Origin of the sequence: Streptomyces sp. NPDC005794 (assembly GCF_042871445.1) — a bacterium.
GTDB lineage: Bacteria > Actinomycetota > Actinomycetes > Streptomycetales > Streptomycetaceae > Streptomyces.
On record NZ_JBIAIN010000018.1, the window covers coordinates 113,603 to 132,506 of the forward strand.

General features: G+C 72.0%; 18 protein-coding genes. 8 read left to right on the forward strand and 10 right to left on the reverse strand.

Annotated elements, in window-relative coordinates; genetic code table 11:
* Nucleotides 1-6 precede the first annotated feature (6 nt).
* Together ACFYQ5_RS26745 and ACFYQ5_RS26750 are read right to left on the reverse strand one after the other, a co-directional pair.
* A complete protein-coding gene (locus ACFYQ5_RS26745) occupies nucleotides 7-507 on the reverse strand; it encodes a DUF402 domain-containing protein (RefSeq protein WP_389201122.1) in 501 nt (166 codons plus the stop codon).
* A complete protein-coding gene (locus ACFYQ5_RS26750) occupies nucleotides 488-1,408 on the reverse strand; it encodes a GNAT family N-acetyltransferase (protein ID WP_389201125.1) in 921 nt (306 codons plus the stop codon). The genes ACFYQ5_RS26745 and ACFYQ5_RS26750 overlap by 20 nt, the downstream gene beginning before the upstream one ends.
* Before the next feature lie 96 nt (nucleotides 1,409-1,504).
* On the opposite strand from ACFYQ5_RS26750, the gene ACFYQ5_RS26755 reads away from it, so the two are divergent.
* The gene (locus ACFYQ5_RS26755) at nucleotides 1,505-1,879 is read left to right on the forward strand and encodes a GntR family transcriptional regulator (RefSeq protein ID WP_389201127.1); all 375 of its coding nucleotides are present in this window, start codon (nucleotides 1,505-1,507) and stop codon (nucleotides 1,877-1,879) included.
* Between the two features lie 7 nt (nucleotides 1,880-1,886).
* Here the strand turns inward: ACFYQ5_RS26755 and ACFYQ5_RS26760 are convergent, their stop codons facing one another.
* The 4 genes from ACFYQ5_RS26760 to ACFYQ5_RS26775 form a co-directional block, all read right to left on the reverse strand.
* Entirely contained in the window at nucleotides 1,887-2,981 is a 1,095-nt protein-coding gene (locus tag ACFYQ5_RS26760) for a DUF5925 domain-containing protein (RefSeq protein WP_389201129.1), read from the reverse strand.
* A 114-nt stretch (nucleotides 2,982-3,095) separates the two neighbouring features.
* Nucleotides 3,096-3,875 carry a polysaccharide deacetylase family protein gene (locus ACFYQ5_RS26765; RefSeq protein WP_389201225.1) on the reverse strand — a complete coding sequence of 260 codons (780 nt, stop codon included), beginning with the start codon at nucleotides 3,873-3,875 and terminating at the stop codon, nucleotides 3,096-3,098.
* Nucleotides 3,876-3,913: 38 nt separating this feature from the next.
* Nucleotides 3,914-4,918 carry a glycosyltransferase family 2 protein gene (locus ACFYQ5_RS26770; protein WP_389201131.1) on the reverse strand — a complete coding sequence of 335 codons (1,005 nt, stop codon included), beginning with the start codon at nucleotides 4,916-4,918 and terminating at the stop codon, nucleotides 3,914-3,916.
* Between the two features lie 23 nt (nucleotides 4,919-4,941).
* Nucleotides 4,942-5,760, reverse strand: a complete 819-nt coding sequence (locus tag ACFYQ5_RS26775) for a glycosyltransferase family 2 protein (protein ID WP_389201133.1) — start codon at nucleotides 5,758-5,760, stop codon at nucleotides 4,942-4,944.
* Between the two features lie 472 nt (nucleotides 5,761-6,232).
* Between ACFYQ5_RS26775 and ACFYQ5_RS26780 the strand changes: the two genes are divergently transcribed.
* Nucleotides 6,233-6,400 (forward strand): hypothetical protein, encoded by a 168-nt coding sequence (locus tag ACFYQ5_RS26780; RefSeq protein ID WP_389201134.1) that lies wholly within the window; start codon nucleotides 6,233-6,235, stop codon nucleotides 6,398-6,400.
* A 310-nt stretch (nucleotides 6,401-6,710) separates the two neighbouring features.
* Nucleotides 6,711-7,520, forward strand: coding sequence for an SGNH/GDSL hydrolase family protein (locus tag ACFYQ5_RS26785; RefSeq protein ID WP_389201136.1), 810 nt, complete (start codon nucleotides 6,711-6,713; stop codon nucleotides 7,518-7,520).
* 96 nt (nucleotides 7,521-7,616) lie between these two features.
* Here ACFYQ5_RS26785 and ACFYQ5_RS26790 read toward each other — a convergent pair whose 3' ends face one another.
* On the reverse strand, nucleotides 7,617-8,732 hold the full coding sequence (locus tag ACFYQ5_RS26790) for a serine/threonine-protein kinase (RefSeq protein WP_389201137.1): 1,116 nt from the start codon (nucleotides 8,730-8,732) through the stop codon (nucleotides 7,617-7,619).
* A gap of 207 nt (nucleotides 8,733-8,939) precedes the next feature.
* Here ACFYQ5_RS26790 and ACFYQ5_RS26795 point away from each other — a divergent pair, with 207 nt between their 5' ends.
* Nucleotides 8,940-9,203 (forward strand): hypothetical protein, encoded by a 264-nt coding sequence (locus ACFYQ5_RS26795; protein WP_351279918.1) that lies wholly within the window; start codon nucleotides 8,940-8,942, stop codon nucleotides 9,201-9,203.
* A gap of 218 nt (nucleotides 9,204-9,421) precedes the next feature.
* Here the strand turns inward: ACFYQ5_RS26795 and ACFYQ5_RS26800 are convergent, their stop codons facing one another.
* From ACFYQ5_RS26800 to hmgA, 3 genes are all read right to left on the reverse strand, one after another.
* Entirely contained in the window at nucleotides 9,422-10,645 is a 1,224-nt protein-coding gene (locus ACFYQ5_RS26800) for a type ISP restriction/modification enzyme (RefSeq protein ID WP_389201139.1), read from the reverse strand.
* A gap of 70 nt (nucleotides 10,646-10,715) precedes the next feature.
* Nucleotides 10,716-11,489 carry a GntR family transcriptional regulator gene (locus ACFYQ5_RS26805; RefSeq protein ID WP_389201141.1) on the reverse strand — a complete coding sequence of 258 codons (774 nt, stop codon included), beginning with the start codon at nucleotides 11,487-11,489 and terminating at the stop codon, nucleotides 10,716-10,718.
* 43 nt (nucleotides 11,490-11,532) lie between these two features.
* Nucleotides 11,533-12,852 (reverse strand): homogentisate 1,2-dioxygenase, encoded by a 1,320-nt coding sequence (hmgA, locus tag ACFYQ5_RS26810; RefSeq protein WP_389201143.1) that lies wholly within the window; start codon nucleotides 12,850-12,852, stop codon nucleotides 11,533-11,535.
* Between the two features lie 147 nt (nucleotides 12,853-12,999).
* Between hmgA and ACFYQ5_RS26815 the strand changes: the two genes are divergently transcribed.
* The 4 genes from ACFYQ5_RS26815 (at nucleotide 13,000) to ACFYQ5_RS26830 (ending at nucleotide 18,783) form a co-directional block, all read left to right on the forward strand.
* Nucleotides 13,000-13,590, forward strand: coding sequence for a TetR/AcrR family transcriptional regulator (locus tag ACFYQ5_RS26815; protein WP_389201145.1), 591 nt, complete (start codon nucleotides 13,000-13,002; stop codon nucleotides 13,588-13,590).
* A 180-nt stretch (nucleotides 13,591-13,770) separates the two neighbouring features.
* Entirely contained in the window at nucleotides 13,771-15,951 is a 2,181-nt protein-coding gene (locus tag ACFYQ5_RS26820) for a molybdopterin oxidoreductase family protein (RefSeq protein WP_389201147.1), read from the forward strand.
* A gap of 121 nt (nucleotides 15,952-16,072) precedes the next feature.
* Nucleotides 16,073-17,485, forward strand: a complete 1,413-nt coding sequence (locus tag ACFYQ5_RS26825) for a CitMHS family transporter (RefSeq protein ID WP_389201149.1) — start codon at nucleotides 16,073-16,075, stop codon at nucleotides 17,483-17,485.
* On the forward strand, nucleotides 17,485-18,783 hold the full coding sequence (locus ACFYQ5_RS26830; RefSeq protein ID WP_389201152.1) for an MFS transporter: 1,299 nt from the start codon (nucleotides 17,485-17,487) through the stop codon (nucleotides 18,781-18,783). The genes ACFYQ5_RS26825 and ACFYQ5_RS26830 overlap by 1 nt, the downstream gene beginning before the upstream one ends.
* The last annotated feature ends 121 nt before the right edge of the window (nucleotides 18,784-18,904 follow it).

The window sequence follows — 18,904 nt, forward strand, 5'->3', positions numbered from 1 at the left end:
ACCCCGCTACCCGAGCAGTCCCGCCAGCCCCTCGGTGCGGGCCAGGTGTTCCAGCTCGTCCAGGGCCCGGACGGCCGCGTCCGCCGCCGTGGGGTCGCGGTCGGCGAGCCCGCTCTCCTCGAACTCGTCCTCGTCCAGCCGCAGTACGGACGATCCGTCCGCCGACACCCACAGATCCAGGTCCAGGTCCTCGACCACCAGTTCCGTGCCCAGGAGCACCGCGGGCCGGGTGATGTCGCAGTACCAGCCCTTCAGCTGCCCGCCGCCGGTGCGGACCTCCTTCACCGCGTACCACCGGTCGCGCCAGTAGTGCTCGGTGAAGACATCGCCCGGCTCGAAGCGTACGAACCCGAAGTCCCGGACCCCCGGAGCCGCCCAGGGGGCCCGGACGGTGATCCGGGTCCCGTCGTCGCCGACCGGCTCGGCCGGGTAACGGATCTTGGTGTGGCCCGCCTTGACCAGGGCGACCGTCAGAGTGGTTCCGGGCTCAGCCGATTTCGCGGACATGACGTACCTCCGTGGCGCAGATCTCGTAGCCGAACCAGCGGTTGACCGCCAGCATCGGGTCGTTGCCGGCGTCGTTGCCGGTGTAGGCGTCCGTGTATCCGGCGGCCCGCGCCCGGTGCAGCGAGTCGTTCTTGGCGAGCTTCGCCAGACCCCGGCCGCGGAAGGCGCGCAGGGTGCCGGTCATGCCCGACCAGTAGCGGGTCAGACCGTCCGTCTGCGCGGCGCTGAACGCCGCGACCTGCCCGTCCACCACGACGACCGTGGTGAGCGCGTGGTCGAAGCCGGGCTGCCGCCAGGTCGTGGCCAGCCAGTCCTCGTAGTCGGAGAACTCCACCGGAGTGTCGCTCGGTTCGTCCGCGGTCGTCTCCGCGTCGGCCTCGAAGAGCGGACGCGGGTCGTCCTCGTAGTCGGCGGCGGTGCGCAGCTCGACCCCGGCGGGGAGCTCCTGGAGCGGCGGGAGAGTGCCGTCCGCCAGGCCGAGACGGAGGAAGTGCGCCGGACGGCGTGGCGCGTACCCGCGCTTCTCGGCGAACGCGCGGTTGGCCGGCTCGTCGAGCACCCAGCTGTAGACGGTGGTCGCACCGACACCGGCCAGATGCTCCTCGCCGGTCCGCACCAGCAGCGACCCCGCGCCCCGCCCCGTGCTGCCCGGCCGTACGTACGGATTGCAGAACCCCTGGCCCGGCTTCGCGCTCTCGTGGGAGACGCCCACCTGCGCGGTGCCGATCACCTCGCCGCCCTCCTCGGCGACCAGGAGCCGGTAGTGCCGGTCGGGGTGGGCGGCGGCCAGGTCGCTCAGAACCTGCTCCGGAGTCGTCACCATGTACGGAAGCGCGGCACGCCGCACCCGAACCCAGGCCTCCGCGTCATCGGGCCGGAAATCACGTACGAGAACCGTCATGGACGCGACGCTAACGCGGGGCCCGGCCCGTACGCCTCCGAATAATCTCCGGCGGCGCCATCGGTGACGGGATCCGCGGTGCGAGAGAATCGGCCCGTGACCCTGAAGATCGCCGTTGACCCGGACTCCGCCACCGCCCCGTACGAGCAGCTGCGTGCCCAGCTGTCCGAACAGGCCCGCTCCGGTGCCCTGCCCGTGGGCTACCGGCTCCCGACCGTACGCGGTCTCGCCGGTGAACTGGGCCTCGCCGCCAACACCGTGGCCAAGGCCTACCGCGTGCTGGAGGCCGACGGGGTGATCGAGACCCGGGGCCGCAACGGGACCTTCGTCGCCGCGGCGGGCGACGCGGCGGCCCGCCACGCGGCGACGGCGGCGCAGGAGTACGCCGAGCAGGCCCACCGCCTGGGCCTGTCCCGGGCCGACGCACTGGCCCTGGCCGAGGACGCGGTCCGGGCGGCCTACACGCGGTGACGCCCGCTCACAGGTACAGCCCGGCGTCCGCCCCCGCGTCCTGCTTCGGTACGGAGGCGGGACCGCTGCCCCGCCGCAGGGCGTACAGCTCGGCGAGCGTGGCGCCCTCCCGGCCCAGCCCCTCCTCCGTACCCAGCCAGGACACCGACTCCGCCCGCGTCAGCGAACCCACCTCGATGCGGGCCAGGCAGCGGCCGGGCCGCATCACGGCGGGGTGCAGCCGCTCCAGGTCCTCATTGGTCGTCACCCCCACCAGCACGTTGCGGCCCTGGCCCAGCAGGCCGTCCGTGAGGTTCAGCAGCCGGGACAGCGCCTGACCCGCCGTGTGCTTCGCCTCGCCCCGGATCAGCTCGTCGCAGTCCTCCAGGAGCAGCAGCCGCCACCGTCCCTTCGCTGAACCGTCGTCCTCACCGATGGCGATGTCCATCAGGTAGCCGACATCGTTGAAGAGCCGTTCCGGGTCCAGTACGCAGTCCACCTGGCACCAGTCGCGCCAGGAGCGGGCGAGGGTGCGCAGCGCCGAGGTCTTGCCGGTGCCCGGAGGGCCGTGCAGCAGGAGCAGCCGGCCGGAGATGTCGTCGGGGGTGACCTTCATCAGCCGGTCCATCGCATCGGCCACCGGCGCCGTGTAGTTGGGCCGGACCTCGTCCCAGGTGCCGGCGGAGATCTGCCGGGTGGTGCGGTGCGGGCCGCGGCGCGGGGAGACGTACCAGAAGCCCATGGTCACGTTCTCGGGCTGCGGATCCGGCTCGTCCTGCGCCCCGTCGGTCGCCTCGGACAGGATCTTCTGGGCCAGTTCGGCGGTGGTCGCGGTGACCGTGACGTCGGCGCCCCGGTTCCACCGTGAGATCAGCAGGGTCCATCCGTCCCCCTCGGCGAGGGTCGCGCTGCGGTCGTCGTCACGCGCGGCCCGCAGCACCTCGGCCGCCGAGGGCAGCAGGGTCGCCCCCGACTTCACCCGGTCGAGGGAGGCGCTGTGCGAGTAAGGCTGCTCGCCCGTCGCGAAGCGGCCCAGGAACAGCGCGTCCACGACGTCGGACGGCGAATCGCTGTCGTCGACGTTGAGCCGGATCGGCAGGGCGGACTCGGGGTTGGCAGACATGGCGCCCATGATCCGGCACGGCGGCACCCCGCGCACCCAGGTTTCGGCAGCCGCCCCCGTGTGACGGGACCGGAGCGCCACACGGGCGGCGCTCCGGCCCCGCCGGTCACGGGATCAGGCCGGCGCGGACCCGCCACCGGACCCGCGGCGCACCCTGCGTGCGCCGCGCACGACGGCGAACCCCTTGGTGAGGGCCCGGTCCACCACGAACGCCCGGGCGACCGCCCGGCCCTCGACCAGCCGCGCGAACTCGGCGGGGCCGGTGTCCCGGCGGACGGTCACCCGCTCCAGGGCGTACGGCCCCTGGCGGCGGCGCGCCAGAGCGTTGCCCACGGCGAGTGACTGCGCGAAGCCCGCCGCCCGCACGGACTGCCGCACCCGGCGGGTGGAGTAGCCGTACGGATAGGCGAAGGAGACCGGGGGAGCGCCCAGTTCGGCGCCGACGATCTCCCGGCAGCGCACGGTCTCGGCCCGCAGGGCCACGTCGTCGAGCTGGTCCAGCTGCGGGTGGGTGTGGCTGTGGCCGCCTATTTCCACCCCGGCGGCGGCGAGTTCGCGCACCTGGCCCCAGCCGAGCATGGTGTCCAGGGCGCCACCCTCGTCGTACGCCCCCCGCAGCCAGCCCGTGGTGACGAAGACGGTGGCCGTGAAGCCGTGCTCGGCGAGCTCCGGCAGGGCATGCCGGTGCACCCCCTCGTAACCGTCGTCGAACGTGATCAGCACCGGCCGGGGCGGCAGCGGCCGCCCCGTGCGCCAGCTCTCGCCCAGCGCGGCCGTGGTGAGCGGGGTGAAGCCGCGCCGGGCCAGGATCTCCATCTGCGTACGGAAGGCGCCGGGTGACACGGAGAGCCCGTACGCCCCGTCGGCCGGACGGTGGCCGACGGCGTGGTACATCAGGATCGGCACGGCACCGCTCACCGCACCGTCCCCGCTCACCGCACCTCCTCACGCGTGCCCGCCGCCGGTTCGATCGCCGGTACGGCGAAGGACGCGCCGTCGCGCCGGACCCGTACGCTCCCCACCGCGTAGCCGGCCGCGGCCGCCAGTACCCCCGTCACGACGGCGCCGGCGCGGCCCGCTCCGCCGGGACGGCCGAGCAGGAAGTCCCGGGCACCCCGCAGTACCCCGGCCGGGAGCACCCGGGTGGTGTAGCGGCGCTCGGACTCGAGCCCCCGGCCCGCACCGACGCTCCGGGCGACGAGCGCCTTCGAGAGCCCTTCGGCGTACGTACGGGTACGGAAGTAGCCGAAGCGCTCCCGCACCCCGGGGACCTTGTGGTGGATCACGGCGCGGTCGTCGATCAGCAGGACGGCGTGGGGGAGTGCGCGGCTCAGCCGGATGCAGAGCTCGGTCTCCTCACCGCCCAGCGGACGCTTGTCGCCGTCCCGCCCGATACCGGTCGCGAAGCCGCCCGCCGCGTCGAACGCCGTACGCCGGAACGACGCGTTGCCGCCGAGGACGTTGCGGACCCGGACGGTGCCGGACGGCAGCCCCAGGTAGGTGCAGCCGACCACCCAGTCGAACTCCTCGGGGAACCAGACCGGTCTGCGGCCCGAGGCCCACGACGGCAGGGTCCGGCCGCCGACGGCCATCACCTCCGGATCGTCGTAGCCCTTGTCGAAGTGGCGCAGCCAGTCCTGCTCGGCCACCGCGTCGTCGTCGAGGAAGGCGACGACCGCCCCACGGGCGGCGGCGATGCCCGTGTTGCGGCCCGCGGACAGGCCGCGGGGGCCCGCGTTGGCCAGCACCCGCACTTCCGGGCAGCCCCCGTACTCCTCGGCCAGACGGCGCAGCAGCGCCGGATTGTGGTCCACCACCAGCAGGATCTCCTCCGCCGGCAGGGACTGCGCGCGGACCGAGGCGACGGCCTCGAGGATGTCCGCCCAGCGTTCCTCGGTGTAGACGCAGATGACGACGGAGAAGTCGCGTGGGCTCACGGAGTCCGCCCCCGGCCGAGAGCTCACAGCACCTGCCCCCGGCCGATGACGGCGGGAACGGTGGCCGTCCGGCGCACGCGCTTCTCCGTGAGGATCACCCTGAGCACGCGGAGCCCGTCCCGTACGGCGCTGAGATTGCTGACGCCGTGGATGCGGTTGTACTCGTGGCTGGGCACCTCCTGGACCCTGAGGCCGGCCTTGACCACCCGGATGTTCATCAGGGTCTCTATCTCGAAGCCGGTGCAGTCCAGGGTGATCCTGTCCAGGCAGTGCTTCCAGAAGGCGTTGTAGCCGTAGCAGAGGTCGGTGTAGCGCGCCCCGAACTTGCGGTTGACCACCGTGCACAACGCCCGGTTGCCGAGCTTGCGGACGGGCGTCATGTCGTCCGTGCCGCCGCCGTTGGCGAAACGCGAACCCTTGGCGAAGTCGGCGCCGCCGACCAGGGCGGAGACGTAGCTGACGATCTCCTCGCCGTCCGCCGAGCCGTCCGCGTCGACCATCACGATGATCTCGCCGGTGCAGGCGGCGAAACCACTGATCAGGGCGTCCCCCTTGCCCTTGCCCACCTGTTTGACGACCACGACGTCCGGCCGGAGTTCACGGGCGACCCGGACGGTGTCGTCGGTCGAATTCCCGTCCACGAGCACGACTTCGTGAATCCAGTCGGGCAAGGTCTTGAACACATGGGGAAGATTCTCCGCCTCATTCATGGCGGGGATCACGACACTTACCGGCGGCGCTATCGCGAGATGGGAAGAGATCGGACGGTATTCGCTCTTCATTCGAGCGGCTTCGGTCTCTTCGGCGGCAGGTCTGATCGAGGAAGGCAGAACTGAACTCATGAGTCTTTTCCCTCTCGTCCGGTGGACGGCCCGCCCCCGGGCTGTCCGGATAAAGGTCCGGTTCGAAAGGGGGGCTCTCACCCCGGCCATGACGGCATGGCGCTCCGAGCTGGCTGGATGAGCCGGCACAACTGGCCGCGCGGCGACCGGCTCGAACGAGTCCGGCCGCTGAGCACGGCACCCCCCTACCGTGCGCCGCTCCGGTATCCACCGCGGCTGCCTGAGCCCTCCCCTGGAGCCGCTTGCGTGATGGGCCGTTACGGGTTGATCTACAACGGTATTAACGAATGGAACTGTATGGCAAGACATGCGATGGTGTCTCGCCCTTTTCGGAGTTTGGCGGAACTGTCACATACGGCTGCGGAATTGACGCTTCCTAATTCTTGGCGCGCCCGGGGTCTTTGGGGCCTTCGGGGCCTTCGATGCTTTCGAGGTCCGTGCCGGCAGGTAAGTGATCGGCGCGGATGCGGAAATGACCAGCACGTCATTCCGTGCTGAGCCGCTGTTCAGGGGCGACATGGCCTGCGCCGTCAGGAGACTGACCAGGAGTGACCCGGCGGCCGAGACGGTGAGCCGGCCCGTCCGGTCCGGTCCCGGCCGTCAGGCGTACAACGCGGCGGCCGGGGTCGTGAAGAGGTGAAAGAGCGTGAAAGGGGTGCGTAGTGGTGAATCGAACCCGGCGAGTGCCGGTGCGGCGCCCACTCCCGCCACCGCGACGGCTCCGCCCGCCAGGACGGGCGGCGTGTCTGTCCTGACTGTTCCTGTCTCAGGGGTGATGATCCGCATGGGCGACTTTGCCCCCCAGTGCGCCGGATGTCAGATTTCAACCTGCCGCACCGTCAGGAAGGCGTCAAGAAGACGTTGTCGAAGCTTCTTGGCATGCACACTTCCGAAATTCATGTCGGTACTGCTACCACGGAGTAGGCAGAGATCCTGCCCAAGGAGGTTCCATGAAAATGTCCAGACTCGTGGCGTTCTCGTCCTCTCTCCTGCTCGGTACTGTTCTCGCCCTGACCGGCGTGAGCGTCGCCCAGGCCCAGGAATCCGCACAGTCCGTCGACTATGTCGCCCTGGGTGACTCGTACTCGTCGGGTGTCGGTGCCGGCAGTTACGACAGCGCGAGCGGTGACTGCAAGCGCAGCACCCGCGCCTACCCCGTCCTCTGGAAGGCGGCCAACAGCCCCGCCTCGTTCGCCTTCACCGCGTGCTCAGGGGCCAGGACGGGCGATGTCACGGCCGGTCAGCTCGGCCCCCTGAACTCCGCGACCGACCTCGTCTCGATCTCCATCGGCGGCAACGACGCGGGCTTCGCCGATGTCATGACCACCTGTGTCCTGCAGTCCGAGGCCACCTGTCTGAGCCGGATCGCCACCGCCCGCGCCTACGTCGACTCGACCCTCCCCGGCAAGCTGGATTCCGTGTACGGGGCGATCAGCGCCAAAGCGCCGGCGGCCCACGTCGTCGTCCTCGGATACCCCCGCTTCTACAAGCTGAGCGGCAGCTGCGTCGCCGGTCTCAGCGAGAAGGAGCGCTCCGCCATCAACGGCGCCGCCGACTACCTCAACGCCGCGACCGCCAAGCGTGCGGCCGATCACGGCTTCACCTTCGGCGACGTCGCCTCGACCTTCACCGGGCACGAGATCTGCTCGGGCAGCGCCTGGCTGCACAGCGTGAACTGGCTCAACATCGGGGAGTCCTACCACCCGACAGCCGCCGGGCAGTCCGGCGGCTATCTGCCCGTCCTCAGTTCGAAGGCCTGACCGTGCCGTAGCGCAAGGTGCCGGCTCAGCCGGCCGCCGAGGGGGAGGCTCCGTCCCGCGGGGTCTCCTCCGCGCGCATCACGTGCATCACGTGCATCACGCGCGCCACGAGAACGCGACGACGCCCGTCGTGGCCTTCCCGCCGCCTCGCCCGTCCGTGTCGTCGTCGCCCGACAGGGCCCAGGCGAGACCTCCGGCGACGAGCAGTGCCACGGCGGCTCCGACGGCCACCAGAACACCCGTGCGCCTCCGGTGCCCGTCGGATTCCGGCGGGTCCGTGGCCGGGCCGGGCTTCCCTGGCTCCCCGGCCGGTGCGGCCGGAACGGTCGGGGCGTCCGGCGGTGGCAGCGGCGGGCCGGAGGCCCCGCCGCTCGGTGATCCGGTCCCGCCCGCGGCCAGGATCCTCAGCCGGCGCTCGGTGTCCCCGGCCGTGAGCCGCTCGGCCGGATCCTTGCGCAGCAGCCCCTCGACGACGGAGGCGAGCGCGCCGGCCCGCCGCAGCGGTGGCGGCTCCTCCTCGCGCACCGCGCGCAGGGTGTCCTGCTCGGTGTCCCGGCCGAACGGTTCCCGTCCCTCGGTGGCGGCGTACAGAAGCACTCCGAGCGACCAGAGGTCGGATTCGGGCCCGGGCGTGCGCCCCAGTGCGCGCTCGGGCGCAAGGTATTCCGGCGAGCCGGTCGGTTCACCCGTCCCGGTGAGCCCGGACGACTCTCCGGACGGGGTGATGCCGAAGTTCTTCAGCATCACCCGCCCGTCGTTGGCCAGCAGCACGTTGCCCGGTTTCACGTCGCGGTGCAGCACTCCGGCCTCATGGGCGACGCGCAGCGCGGCGAGCACCTCCGCGCCGACCCGGGCCGCACGCCGTGGGGGCAGCGGACCGTCGGCGTCCAGCACGTCGGACAGGGCGATCCCGCGGATCAGATCCATCACGATCCAGGGCCGGGAGTCCTGGCTGACCACGTCATGGACGGCGACGGCGTTGCGGTGCGAGACACGGGCCGCCGTCCGGACCTCCCGCTCCAGACGGGCGAGCAGTCGCTCGGCTTCGGCGGCGGGCAGGGCCGCCGGGGTCCGCACCTCCTTCACGGCCACCTCGCGGCCCAGCACCTCGTCCCGGGCACGCCACACGATGCCCGTCCCGCCCTCGCCCAGCGGGTCCAGGAGACGGTACCGATCCGCGATCACACGTCCGGTTCCCGGGGCTTCGCTCATCGGTGACCCTCCATCAGAAGCGGTGCGCGGTAAGGCGAATCCCCTCCAAGCTAACGCAACCCGTCCGGGAACCGACAGCATCCGGTGACGGGCCGTCAACACCCGGATACGCGCGTGCGATCCTGCGGCCGGAATACACGAGTGTCGGCGCGGGACGATAGGGTTAACCTGCCCGGGCCGGGTGCCCTCGTACGGGTGGGGAGTGACATGGAACAGATAACGGTGCGGAGCAGGCCGCGTGTGCCTGCCATCACATGTGGGAGTGGAGCGACCAGTTCGCGCCTCGACCGCCATCTCGCAGTGCTGGGCGGCCCCGCCGTTCCGCAGCGCGAGTCGGCGGAAGCGACGCTGCTGATGCTCGAACTCACCTCGCGCGACGCCGCGCACACCCGCAGGAGCAGGAGCGCGCGAGTCTCGCTCTTCGCCCCCCTGCGGCGACTGCGGCGCTCGCTCTTCGGCAGCCGCCACTGACCGACGGCTGTCACGACCGGCCGGCCCTCCGCTCAGGGCCGCGTCCACGATCACTCCGCTCCGGCGCAGTGCTGCTCTCGGCCCGTCCGTCATCCCCAGGGCCGGCAGCGTTGCGTCGGTGTGTTCCCCAGCGCCGGTACGGCACCCATCGGCGCCGGCGCCTCGCCCCTCACCACGGGCCGGCCCTTCAGCCTCCCCTCCGTGTGCGGGCCGCCGTCTCAGAGCAGTGCGAACTGCCCCTCCGGCCCCTCCTCCTGATGGTCCAGCACGGACGCGGGGAGCCGCGCCGACGCGGGGACGGGAATCAGCCCGGCCGAGCGCAACCCGTCCCGGGTCAGCGTGCCCGCCTGCTCCAGCCGGTTCCGCAGCGCCCGCTGCCGGGGCCGCAGCCCGGCGAGCAGCGCCAGGACGGTGACCAGTTCCAGCAGCTCAGAGGTCCGCTCCTGCGGCCAGCCACGCGGTCCCAGCGCGGCCAGGCCCTCCGCCGTCGCCGTACGGCGCTCCACCCAGAGCTCCAGCATCCGTACCCCGCTCACCCGGAAGTCCCAGGCCTCGACGGGCACGGGGGAGACACGTCCCTCGCCGAGGACGATCGCCTCCTCGTCGGCGTCGTAGCGCAGGCCGTCCGGCCGGGCCCGGACCGCGGCCCGCACATACGGGCGCCGGCCGCCGGGCAGGCGGGGGCGCTCCCCGCCGCGCGCCCCGCGCAGCTGGATCCGCAACAGCTCCTGGCCGAGCTGCACGCCCTCCGCCCACAGGTCGCCGTCGGCGGGCAGCGGGACGAGCGGCCCGGCGGGGGAGGGCAGAGCGGCGGCGAGGATCCAGGCCAGGACGGATTCGGCGCTGACCGGTACGCCGTACCGGGCGGTCAGCAGAGCGGCCAGACCCGGGGCGAGATTGGGCTCCCGTCCGCCCGGCCGCCGGTAGAGCGGGCGGATCCGGCCAGGTCGCCCGGCGGGGGAGTGCCCGTCGGGCAGCAGCGTGGTCGCGGACAGGGCGGGACCGCTGTCCCGGGGCACGGATCCGTGCTCGACGGCGAAGAGCTGGTGCCCGTCGGCGACCCGCCACAGCTCGGGGCGGGCCGCGTCGAGCAGTCGGTGGTCGGGTATCAGCCACTGTTCGTCGAAGGGGCCGTGCAGGATCCGTACCGGTTCGGGATACGGGCCCGGGTCGCGGGCGAACGCGCTCGTTCCGGTGGAGGTGCCCGGCAGCGCCGCGGCCGGGGTCAGTGGCGTACGGGAGCGGCTGGGACGGAACAGCCGCTCCTGCTCGGCGCCTTCCGACCTCGCCAGCAGGTCCCAGCGGGCCCGGAGCGAGGCGGCGTCGGGGGCCGTCACCCAGGGGCGCCCCGTTCTCAGGGGACGTACCGACCAGGGCATGAGGTCGTCCAGCAGGGGGAGCGTGTCGCCCCCGCCGGCTTCGGCCGCCACCCGTGCTGCCACCGTGTCGTCCTCCCCGTCGCCACGTCCGCCGCTCCCGGCATCGTAACGACCGCCGGTCGCGGCTCCGCCGTCAGTGCGCGTCGACGGTCACGGAGAAGGAGAAGCGGTCGCCCCGGTAGCGGATGCGCGCCACGTCCACCACCGTGCCGTCCTCGTCGTACGTCACGCCGGTGTAGTGCAGGATCGGGCTGAGCAGCGGGACCTGGAGCAGCTCGGCCGTGACCGGGTCGGCCAGCCGCGCCTCCACGGTGTCGGTGATCCGGGAGATCCGTACGCCGACGGCGTCGCGCAGCACCTTGGTCATCGGCCACCGCTCAAGATCGGCCACGTCGAGCCGGGCCGCGATCTCCGGGCGTACCGCGTTCTCCGCCCAGTTGGTGGGCTCGCCCGTCCCCTCGTCGCAGCGGAGCCGCCGGTAGCTGACCACCCCGGGGCAGTCCGGGAAGAACTCGGCGAGATCGCCGGGGACGGGTGTCCGTCCGTGGCCGAGCACGGTCGTCCGCTCGCCCGACTGCTGGGCGACGATCGCGTCGATCGAACCCAGCAGCCGGACGGGCGACACGCGCCGGGCGCGCGGCTCGATGAACGTGCCGCGCCGGCGGTGCCTGCTGATCAGCCCCTCGCTCTCCAGCTCCTTGAGGGCCTGGCGCATGGTGAGGACGCTGACGCCGTAGTGCGCGGCGAGCTGTTCCTCGGTGGGCAGCCGCGTCGAGGCGTCCTGGGGGCGGCCCAGTATGGAGGCCCGCAGGGACTGCGAGACCTGGTACCACAGGGGCAGTTTCCGGTTCAGCACCAGGGAGTCGGGGGCGAAGCCGGGCCGACTCGCCTCGTTCACCTGATTCATCCGGTTCACCCGATCTCTCTGCGGTGCGGCCGGCGGTGCGGTCTCACGGCCGGAAGTTGCGGCTCAGACCCTGCCACACGTCGTCGTATCCGCGCTGGAGACGGTCCGACCCCGCGGCCTGCGCGGTCGCCGTGACCGGCCAGCGGGTCTCGAACATGAAGGCCAGGCCGTCGTCGATCTTCTGCGGCTTCAGCTCCGCCGCGCTCGCGCGGTCGAAGGTCGCGCGGTCCGGGCCGTGCGCCGACATCATGTTGTGCAGCGAGCCGCCGCCCGGTACGAAGCCGCCCGCCTTGGCGTCGTACGCGCCCTCGATCAGGCCCATGTACTCACTCATCACGTTGCGGTGGAAGTACGGCGGGCGGAAGGTGTCCTCGCCGACCAGCCAGCGCGGGGCGAAGACGACGAAGTCGACGCCCGCGAGCCCCGGGGTGTCGGACGGCGAGGTCAGCACGGTGAAGATCGACGGGTCCGGATGGTCGTAGCTGATCGTGCCCAGCACATTGAAGCGGCGCAGATCATAGACGTACGGAGTGTGGTTGCCGTGCCAGGCGACGACGTCGAGCGGCGAGTGGCCGTAGGTCGCCGACCAGAGGTTCCCGCAGAACTTGTTGACCACCTCGACCGGGCCCTCGCGGTCCTCGAACGCCGCGACGGGCGCCAGGAAGTCCCGTGCGTTCGCCAGGCCGTTGGCGCCGATCGGGCCCAGGTCGGGCAGGACGAAGGGCTGGCCGTAGTTCTCGCAGACGTACCCCCGGGCGGTGCTGTCCAGCAGTTCGACGCGGAAGCGGACGCCACGCGGGATCAGCGCCACCTGGCCGGGGCAGGCGGCCAGCAGGCCGAGTTCGGTGCGGAGCAGCAGGCCGCCGCGCTCGGGGACGATCAGGAGCTCGCCGTCGGAGTCGCTGAACACCCGGTCCCGCATGGAGGAGTTCGCGCTGTACAGGTGCACGGCCATGCCGGTGCGCCGTGTGGCGTCGCCGTTACCGCCCAGCGTCCACAGGCCGGTCAGGAAGTCCGTGCCGGGCGCGGGGTCGGGGAGCGGGTCCCAGCGCAGCCGGTTGGGGTCGGGGGCGGTCTCGGTGAAGGGGGCGGTGCGCAGGGTGCCGTTGTCGGTGCGGACGAAGGCGGGATGGGCGGCCGAGGGCCGGATCCGGTAGAGCCAGGACCGGCGGTTGCGTGCCCGGGGCTCGGTGAAGGCCGAGCCGCTGAGCTGCTCCGCGTACAGCCCGAGGGGGGCGCGCTGGGGTGAGTTCCGGCCGTGCGGCAGGGCGCCCGGGACGGCTTCCGAGCTGTGCTCGTTGCCGAAGCCGGAACTGTGGCCGAGGCTCTCCGCCGTTTTCCTCGCCTGCTCGATGCCGCTCACCATGCGCTCCCGGTGGATGAGGAATCCCGTGGATCCCCTGACGAAGAATCCTATGGATCACCGTAGGAATCGAAACGTCGCCCGTCAACGGCATACGGGCATGATGGGGCCGTGTCCCACGCTCATTCGAATCTCCGACGCGTCCCCGTGCAGCAGCGCAGCGCCGACCGTCTCGCCCGTATCCTCGACGCCGGTGCCGCGCTGCTCGACGAGACCGGCTACGAACAGCTCTCCACCCGCGCGGTGGCCGACCGGGCCGGTGTGCCCATCGGCTCCGTCTACCGCTTCTTCCCCAACAAGAGGGCGTTGGTCGACGCCCTGGCCGAACGCAACCTGGAGGCCTACGCCGGGCGGGTCGTCGCCAGGCTCGAGGCGATACCCGAACGGGAATGGCGTGCGGCCATCGACGCCGTGCTCGACGAGTACCTGTCGATGAAGCGCTCCGTCCCCGGCTTCGCCCTCGTCGACTTCGGCCCTCCCGCGCCCGTCACCGGACCGCTCGACGAGGTGAACCGGCTTGTCGCGGGGCGGCTGGCCAAGCTGCTGTCCGGCCATCTCGGCCATGGTCGCGGCGGGACCGCCTCCGACGCCGCTCTGCTCCGCACGGTCCTGATCTGCGTGCAGGCCGCCGACGCTCTGCTCCAGCTCGCCTTCCGCTCCGACCCGGCGGGCGACCCGGACCTGATAGCGGAGACCCGGGTCCTGCTCCAGGCGTATCTCGCGCGGGTCATCGAATAAGAGGGCCTGTGTGAGTGGTTCCTCGCGCGGGCGGCCGGGCAAGCCGGTGGCTCCGGCACCTCGCCAGCATCCGTACCGGTCGGTATGCTCGGTTCGCCGGGAGCCCGTGCCCGCCGAGCGCGCCGCGGGACGCCGGCTCACGCCCGCGCGCCACCGCTGCCGCCGCCCCGGGGAGGGCCCATGTCCCACGAATCCCGCACCGCTCTGCGTGTCTGCCCGCTCTGCGAGGCCACCTGCGGGCTCACCCTCACCATCGAGGGGACCGCGGTCACCGGTGCCCGCGGTGACCGCGAGGACATCTTCAGCCGGGGCTTCATCTGCCCCAAGGGTGCCTCCTTCGGCGGCCTCGACGGCGACCCCGACCGGCTGCGTACGCCACTCGTCCGCACGGACGGCGTCCTGCGCGAGGCGACGTGGAGCGAGGCGTTCGACACGATCGCCGCGAAGATCCCGGCCCTGATCCACGAACACGGCGAGCAGGCCGTCGGAGTCTTCCTCGGCAACCCCAACGTGCACACGACAGCCGGCGGGCTCTACCCGCCGCTGCTGCTCTCCACGCTCGGCACCCGCAACGTCTTCACCGCGAGCACCCTGGACCAGATGCCCAAGCACGTCTCCAGCGGACTGCTCTTCGGCGATGCCAACGCCATCCCCGTGCCGGACCTGGACCGCACCGCTCACCTGCTGCTGATCGGCGCCAACCCGCTGGAGTCCAACGGCAGTCTGTGCACCGCCCCCGACTTCCCGGGCAAGCTCAAGGCGCTCCGCCGGCGCGGTGGCACCCTCACCGTCATCGATCCGCGCCGCACCCGCACCGCGCGCCTCGCCGACCGGCACGCCGCGATCCGGCCCGGCACCGATGCCCTGCTGCTCGCCGCGCTCACCCAGGTCATCGTCGAGGAGAAGCTCACCGATCCCGGCGTACTCGCCGAGCACCTCGACGGATACGGCGAACTGACCGAAGCCATGGCGGACTTCACTCCCGAGGCGGTGGCCCACGCCTGCGACCTCGACGCGGACACCATCCGGGAGATCGCCCGCGAGCTGGCCGCCGCCCCCGCCGCGGCCGTCTACGGGCGCATCGGCAGCTGCACCGTCGAGCACGGCACCCTGGCCAGCTGGCTCGTCGACGTACTCAACATCCTCACCGGCAACCTCGACCGCCCCGGCGGTGCGCTCTTCCCGCTGTCCGCCACCGCCCGTGCCCCACGCGCCGCCGCCCCGGGGAAGGGATTCGCCCTCGGCCGCTGGCGGAGCCGGGTCTCCGGCCACCCCGAGGCCAAGGGCGAACTGCCCGTCGCCGCACTCGCCGAGGAGATCGAGACCCCGGGAGAGGGCCGGATCCGGGCGCTGATCGTCATCGCGGGCAACCCGGTGCTCTCCGCCCCCGACGGCGACCGCCTCGACCGGGCGCTCGCCGACCGCCTCGACTTCATGATCAGCGTCGATCCGTATCTCAACGAGACCGCACGCCACGCGGACGTCGTGCTGCCCCCGCCGCCGCCCTCGCAGAGCGCCCACTTCGACTTCGCGTTGAACTCCCTCGCCGTCCGCAACCAGGTCCGCTACAGCCGTCCCGCCGTGCCGCTGGAGGAGGGGCGGATGGACGAGAGCGAGATCCTCGCCCGGCTCGTCCTCGCCGTCGGCGGCAGGCACGGCACGCCGCCCGAGGCCGTCGACAACCTGGTCATCGCCACGACACTCGCCAAGGCGGGGCTCCCCGAGTCGCTCGCCGACGGCCTGACCGGCCGCACCGGCGCGGAACGCCGCCTCGACCTGATGCTGCGCCTCGGTCCGTACGAGCTCACGCTGGACCGGCTCCTGGAGCATCCGCACGGCATCGACCTCGGCCCGCTGGAGCCGCGCCTGCCGCAGGTGCTCAGGACCCGCAGCGGCCGCATCGAGCTGTTCCCGGCACCGATCGCCGCCGATCTGCCCAGGCTCCGCGCGTCGCTCGACGCGAAGCCCGCCGGACTCGTCCTCGTCGGCCGCCGCCATCTGCGGTCCAACAACAGCTGGATGCACAACGTCGCCGCGCTGCGCGGCGGTTCGAACGTCTGCACCCTGCAGATCCATCCCGACGACGCGGCCCGGATCGGAATCGGTGAGGGCGACACGGCCCGGATCACCGCGGCGGGTGGCGAGGTCGAGGCGCCCGTCGAGATCACCGACTCGGTACGTACCGGGGTCGTGAGCCTGCCGCACGGCTGGGGCCACAGCCGCCCGGGCACCCGCATGTCGGTCGCCGGAGCGGAGCCGGGCGTCAACGTGAACCAGCTCCTGGACGGCACCCTCCTGGACCCGCTGTCCGGTACCGCGGTGCTCAACGCCGTCCCCGTCTCCATAGCGCCAACTCGTTGACCTGGGGTTTTGCTCGTATTGCTCGCACGTCAACATCTTGTTAACGCTGCTTCAGGGCCCCTAACGTCATCCGAACCGCCGACACCGGTGAGAGTTCAAAGGTGAACGTTAGGTAGCCCATATGTTGACAATCCTCGGCTTCGCCATGATCGCGACCTTCCTGGTCCTGATCATGATGAAGAAGATGTCGCCGATCGCGGCGCTGGTCCTGATCCCCGCCCTGTTCTGCGTGGCCGTAGGGCAGGGCGCGAAGCTCGGTGACTACGTCATCGAAGGGGTCGGCACCCTCGCGCCGACCGCGGCGATGCTGATGTTCGCCATCGTCTACTTCGGCGTGATGATCGACGTAGGCCTCTTCGACCCGATCGTCCGGGGCATCCTGCGCTTCTGCAAGGCCGACCCGATGCGGATCGTCGTCGGTACGGCGCTGCTCGCCGCGATCGTCTCGCTGGACGGCGACGGTTCGACCACCTTCATGATCACGGTCTCGGCGATGTATCCGCTCTACAAGCGGCTGAAGATGAGCCTGGTCGTGATGACCGGTGTCGCCGCCACCGCGAACGGGGTCATGAACACCCTGCCCTGGGGCGGTCCCACCGCCCGCGCGGCCACCGCGCTCAAGGTCGACGCGGCCGACATCTTCGTCCCGATGATCCCGGCTCTCGCCGTCGGCCTCCTCGCGGTCATCCTCCTCGCCTATGTCCTGGGCCGCCGCGAGCGCAAGCGGCTCGGCATGCTCACGCTCGACGAGGCGCTGGCGACCGAGCCGGAGACCGTTCTCGTCGGCGCGGGCGGTGGTGGTGACCGGCTCACGAAGGCCCCGAAGAGCGGCGGCACCGGCGGCGTGGACGGCGCCGCAGGCACCGCAGGCGGCGACGAGGAGGACGAGGAGTTCAAGGGCCTCGACCCCAACAGGTCCACGCTCCGCCCCAAGCTCTACTGGTTCAACGCCGGCCTCACCGTGGCCCTGCTGGCCGCGATGATCCTGGAGCTCATGCCGATCCCGGTGCTCTTCCTGCTCGGCGCGGCCCTCGCCCTCACCGTCAACTTCCCCCACATGCCCGACCAGCGGGCCAGGATCGCGGCCCACGCCGACAACGTGCTCAACGTGTCCGGAATGGTCTTCGCCGCAGCCGTCTTCACCGGCGTACTCACCGGCACCGGTATGGTCGAACACATGGCGGACTGGCTCGTCGGGGCGATCCCCGACGGAATGGGCCCGCACATGGCCATCGTCACCGGTGTGCTGAGCCTCCCCCTCACGTACTTCATGTCCAACGACGGCTTCTACTTCGGAGTGCTGCCCGTGCTTGCCGAGGCCGGCGCCGCCCACGGCGTCTCCCCCCTGGAAGTCGCCCGTGCCTCCATCGTGGGACAGCCGCTGCACATGTCGTCCCCGCTCGTGCCCGCCGTCTACGTCCTGGTCGGGATGGCCAAGGTCGAATTCGGCGACCACACCCGGTTCACGGTCAAGTGGGCCGTGCTCACCTCGCTGGTGGTCCTCGGCGCAGGGATCCTCTTCGGACTCATCTGATGCCTCCGGAACCACGGCCCGGCAGGGGCTGGCTGCTGCGCCTCGTCATCGCCTTCGCCTTCGCGCAGGGGGCGGTCTCGATGGCGCGGCCCGCCGTCTCCTACCGGGCTCTCTCGCTGGGTGCCGACGAGCGCGCGATCGGTGTCATCGCCGGTGTGTACGCGCTCCTGCCGCTCTTCGCCGCCGTACCGCTCGGCCGGCGGACCGATCACGGCCGCTGCGCGCCGCTGCTGCCCGTCGGGGTCCTCCTGATCGGCGGCGGCTGCGCGCTCAGCGGCACGGCGGGCTCCCTCCCCGCGCTGGCCGCCTGGAGCGGGGTCATGGGCCTCGGTCACCTCTGCTTCGTGATCGGCGCCCAGTCGCTCGTCGCCCGGCAGTCGGCCCCGGCCGACCAGGACCGCAACTTCGGCCACTTCACCATCGGCGCCTCCCTCGGCCAGCTCGTCGGCCCGATCGCGGCGGGCTACCTCATCTCCGAGCGGGACGGCGCCATGGCCCGCACGAGCGCCCTCGCCCTGCTCGTCTCGGCCGTCGTCGCCGCCGCCTCCTTCGCCTCGCTGTGGCGCATCGAGCACCGGGGGGCCGCCGGCCGGTCCGGGAAGACGGCCGGGAAGGTGCCGGTCGGCAGCATCCTGCGCACCCGGGGAGTCCCGGCCGGCATCTTCATCAGCCTCGCCGTGCTCAGTGCCACCGACATCCTCACGGCCTATCTGCCGGTCGTCGGCGAGCACCGCGGCATCGCACCCGCCACCGTCGGCCTGCTGCTCAGCCTGCGGGCCGCCGCGACCATCGCGTGCCGGCTCGTCATGACACCGATGCTGCGCGCCGTCGGCCGGACCGCCCTCCTCTCCACGACCTGCCTGCTCGGCGGCCTGCTCTGCGCGGCCATCGCCCTGCCCGTCCCGGTGTGGGGGCTGGCCGTGATGCTCGCGGTGCTGGGTTTCTGTCTGGGGGTCGGCCAGCCGCTGTCCATGACCACCGTCGTCCAGGCGGCTCCTGCGGCGGCGCGCTCCACCGCGCTCGCGCTCAGGCTCACCGGCAACCGGCTCGGCCAGGTCGCGGCCCCCGCCTCGGCCGGACTGATCGCCGGAGTGGCGGGCACGGCGGCCCCGTTCGTGATGCTGGGCGCCCTGCTGGTCGGTGCGGCGGGTCTCGGCCTGCGGGGCGGCGGGCCGAGGACGACGGCGGATCCGGCCCCCACGGCACCCGAGCCCCGCGCCGAAAGTCCCTCTCCCCGAAGCCCTTCCACCGAACGGCCTGGCGCCGAACGTCCCTGTGCCGAGCGGGACTCCTCCTGATCCGAGGCATCCAGGGCCACGTACGGAGCCCGGTCCCACCCGCCCCGGGACCTTCCCGGGCCCGGCGTGCGACGGTTGCCGCGGTCCGTGCGTGAGCTGTGTCTCCAGCCGTTCCCTGGCG

What these genes read in the sequence shown, in the direction of transcription:
- ACFYQ5_RS26745 (WP_389201122.1), bottom strand. Translation starts at nt 507, where the DNA reads ATGTCCGCGAAATCGGCTGAGCCCGGAACCACTCTGACGGTCGCCCTG.
- ACFYQ5_RS26750 (WP_389201125.1), bottom strand. Translation starts at nt 1,408, where the DNA reads ATGACGGTTCTCGTACGTGATTTCCGGCCCGATGACGCGGAGGCCTGG.
- ACFYQ5_RS26760 (WP_389201129.1), bottom strand. Translation starts at nt 2,981, where the DNA reads ATGTCTGCCAACCCCGAGTCCGCCCTGCCGATCCGGCTCAACGTCGAC.
- ACFYQ5_RS26765 (WP_389201225.1), bottom strand. Translation starts at nt 3,875, where the DNA reads ATGTACCACGCCGTCGGCCACCGTCCGGCCGACGGGGCGTACGGGCTC.
- ACFYQ5_RS26775 (WP_389201133.1), bottom strand. Translation starts at nt 5,760, where the DNA reads ATGAGTTCAGTTCTGCCTTCCTCGATCAGACCTGCCGCCGAAGAGACC.
- ACFYQ5_RS26780 (WP_389201134.1), top strand. Translation starts at nt 6,233, where the DNA reads ATGACCAGCACGTCATTCCGTGCTGAGCCGCTGTTCAGGGGCGACATG.
- ACFYQ5_RS26785 (WP_389201136.1), top strand. Translation starts at nt 6,711, where the DNA reads ATGAAAATGTCCAGACTCGTGGCGTTCTCGTCCTCTCTCCTGCTCGGT.
- ACFYQ5_RS26790 (WP_389201137.1), bottom strand. Translation starts at nt 8,732, where the DNA reads ATGAGCGAAGCCCCGGGAACCGGACGTGTGATCGCGGATCGGTACCGT.
- ACFYQ5_RS26795 (WP_351279918.1), top strand. Translation starts at nt 8,940, where the DNA reads ATGGAACAGATAACGGTGCGGAGCAGGCCGCGTGTGCCTGCCATCACA.
- ACFYQ5_RS26805 (WP_389201141.1), bottom strand. Translation starts at nt 11,489, where the DNA reads ATGAATCAGGTGAACGAGGCGAGTCGGCCCGGCTTCGCCCCCGACTCC.
- ACFYQ5_RS26820 (WP_389201147.1), top strand. Translation starts at nt 13,771, where the DNA reads ATGTCCCACGAATCCCGCACCGCTCTGCGTGTCTGCCCGCTCTGCGAG.
- ACFYQ5_RS26825 (WP_389201149.1), top strand. Translation starts at nt 16,073, where the DNA reads ATGTTGACAATCCTCGGCTTCGCCATGATCGCGACCTTCCTGGTCCTG.
- ACFYQ5_RS26830 (WP_389201152.1), top strand. Translation starts at nt 17,485, where the DNA reads ATGCCTCCGGAACCACGGCCCGGCAGGGGCTGGCTGCTGCGCCTCGTC.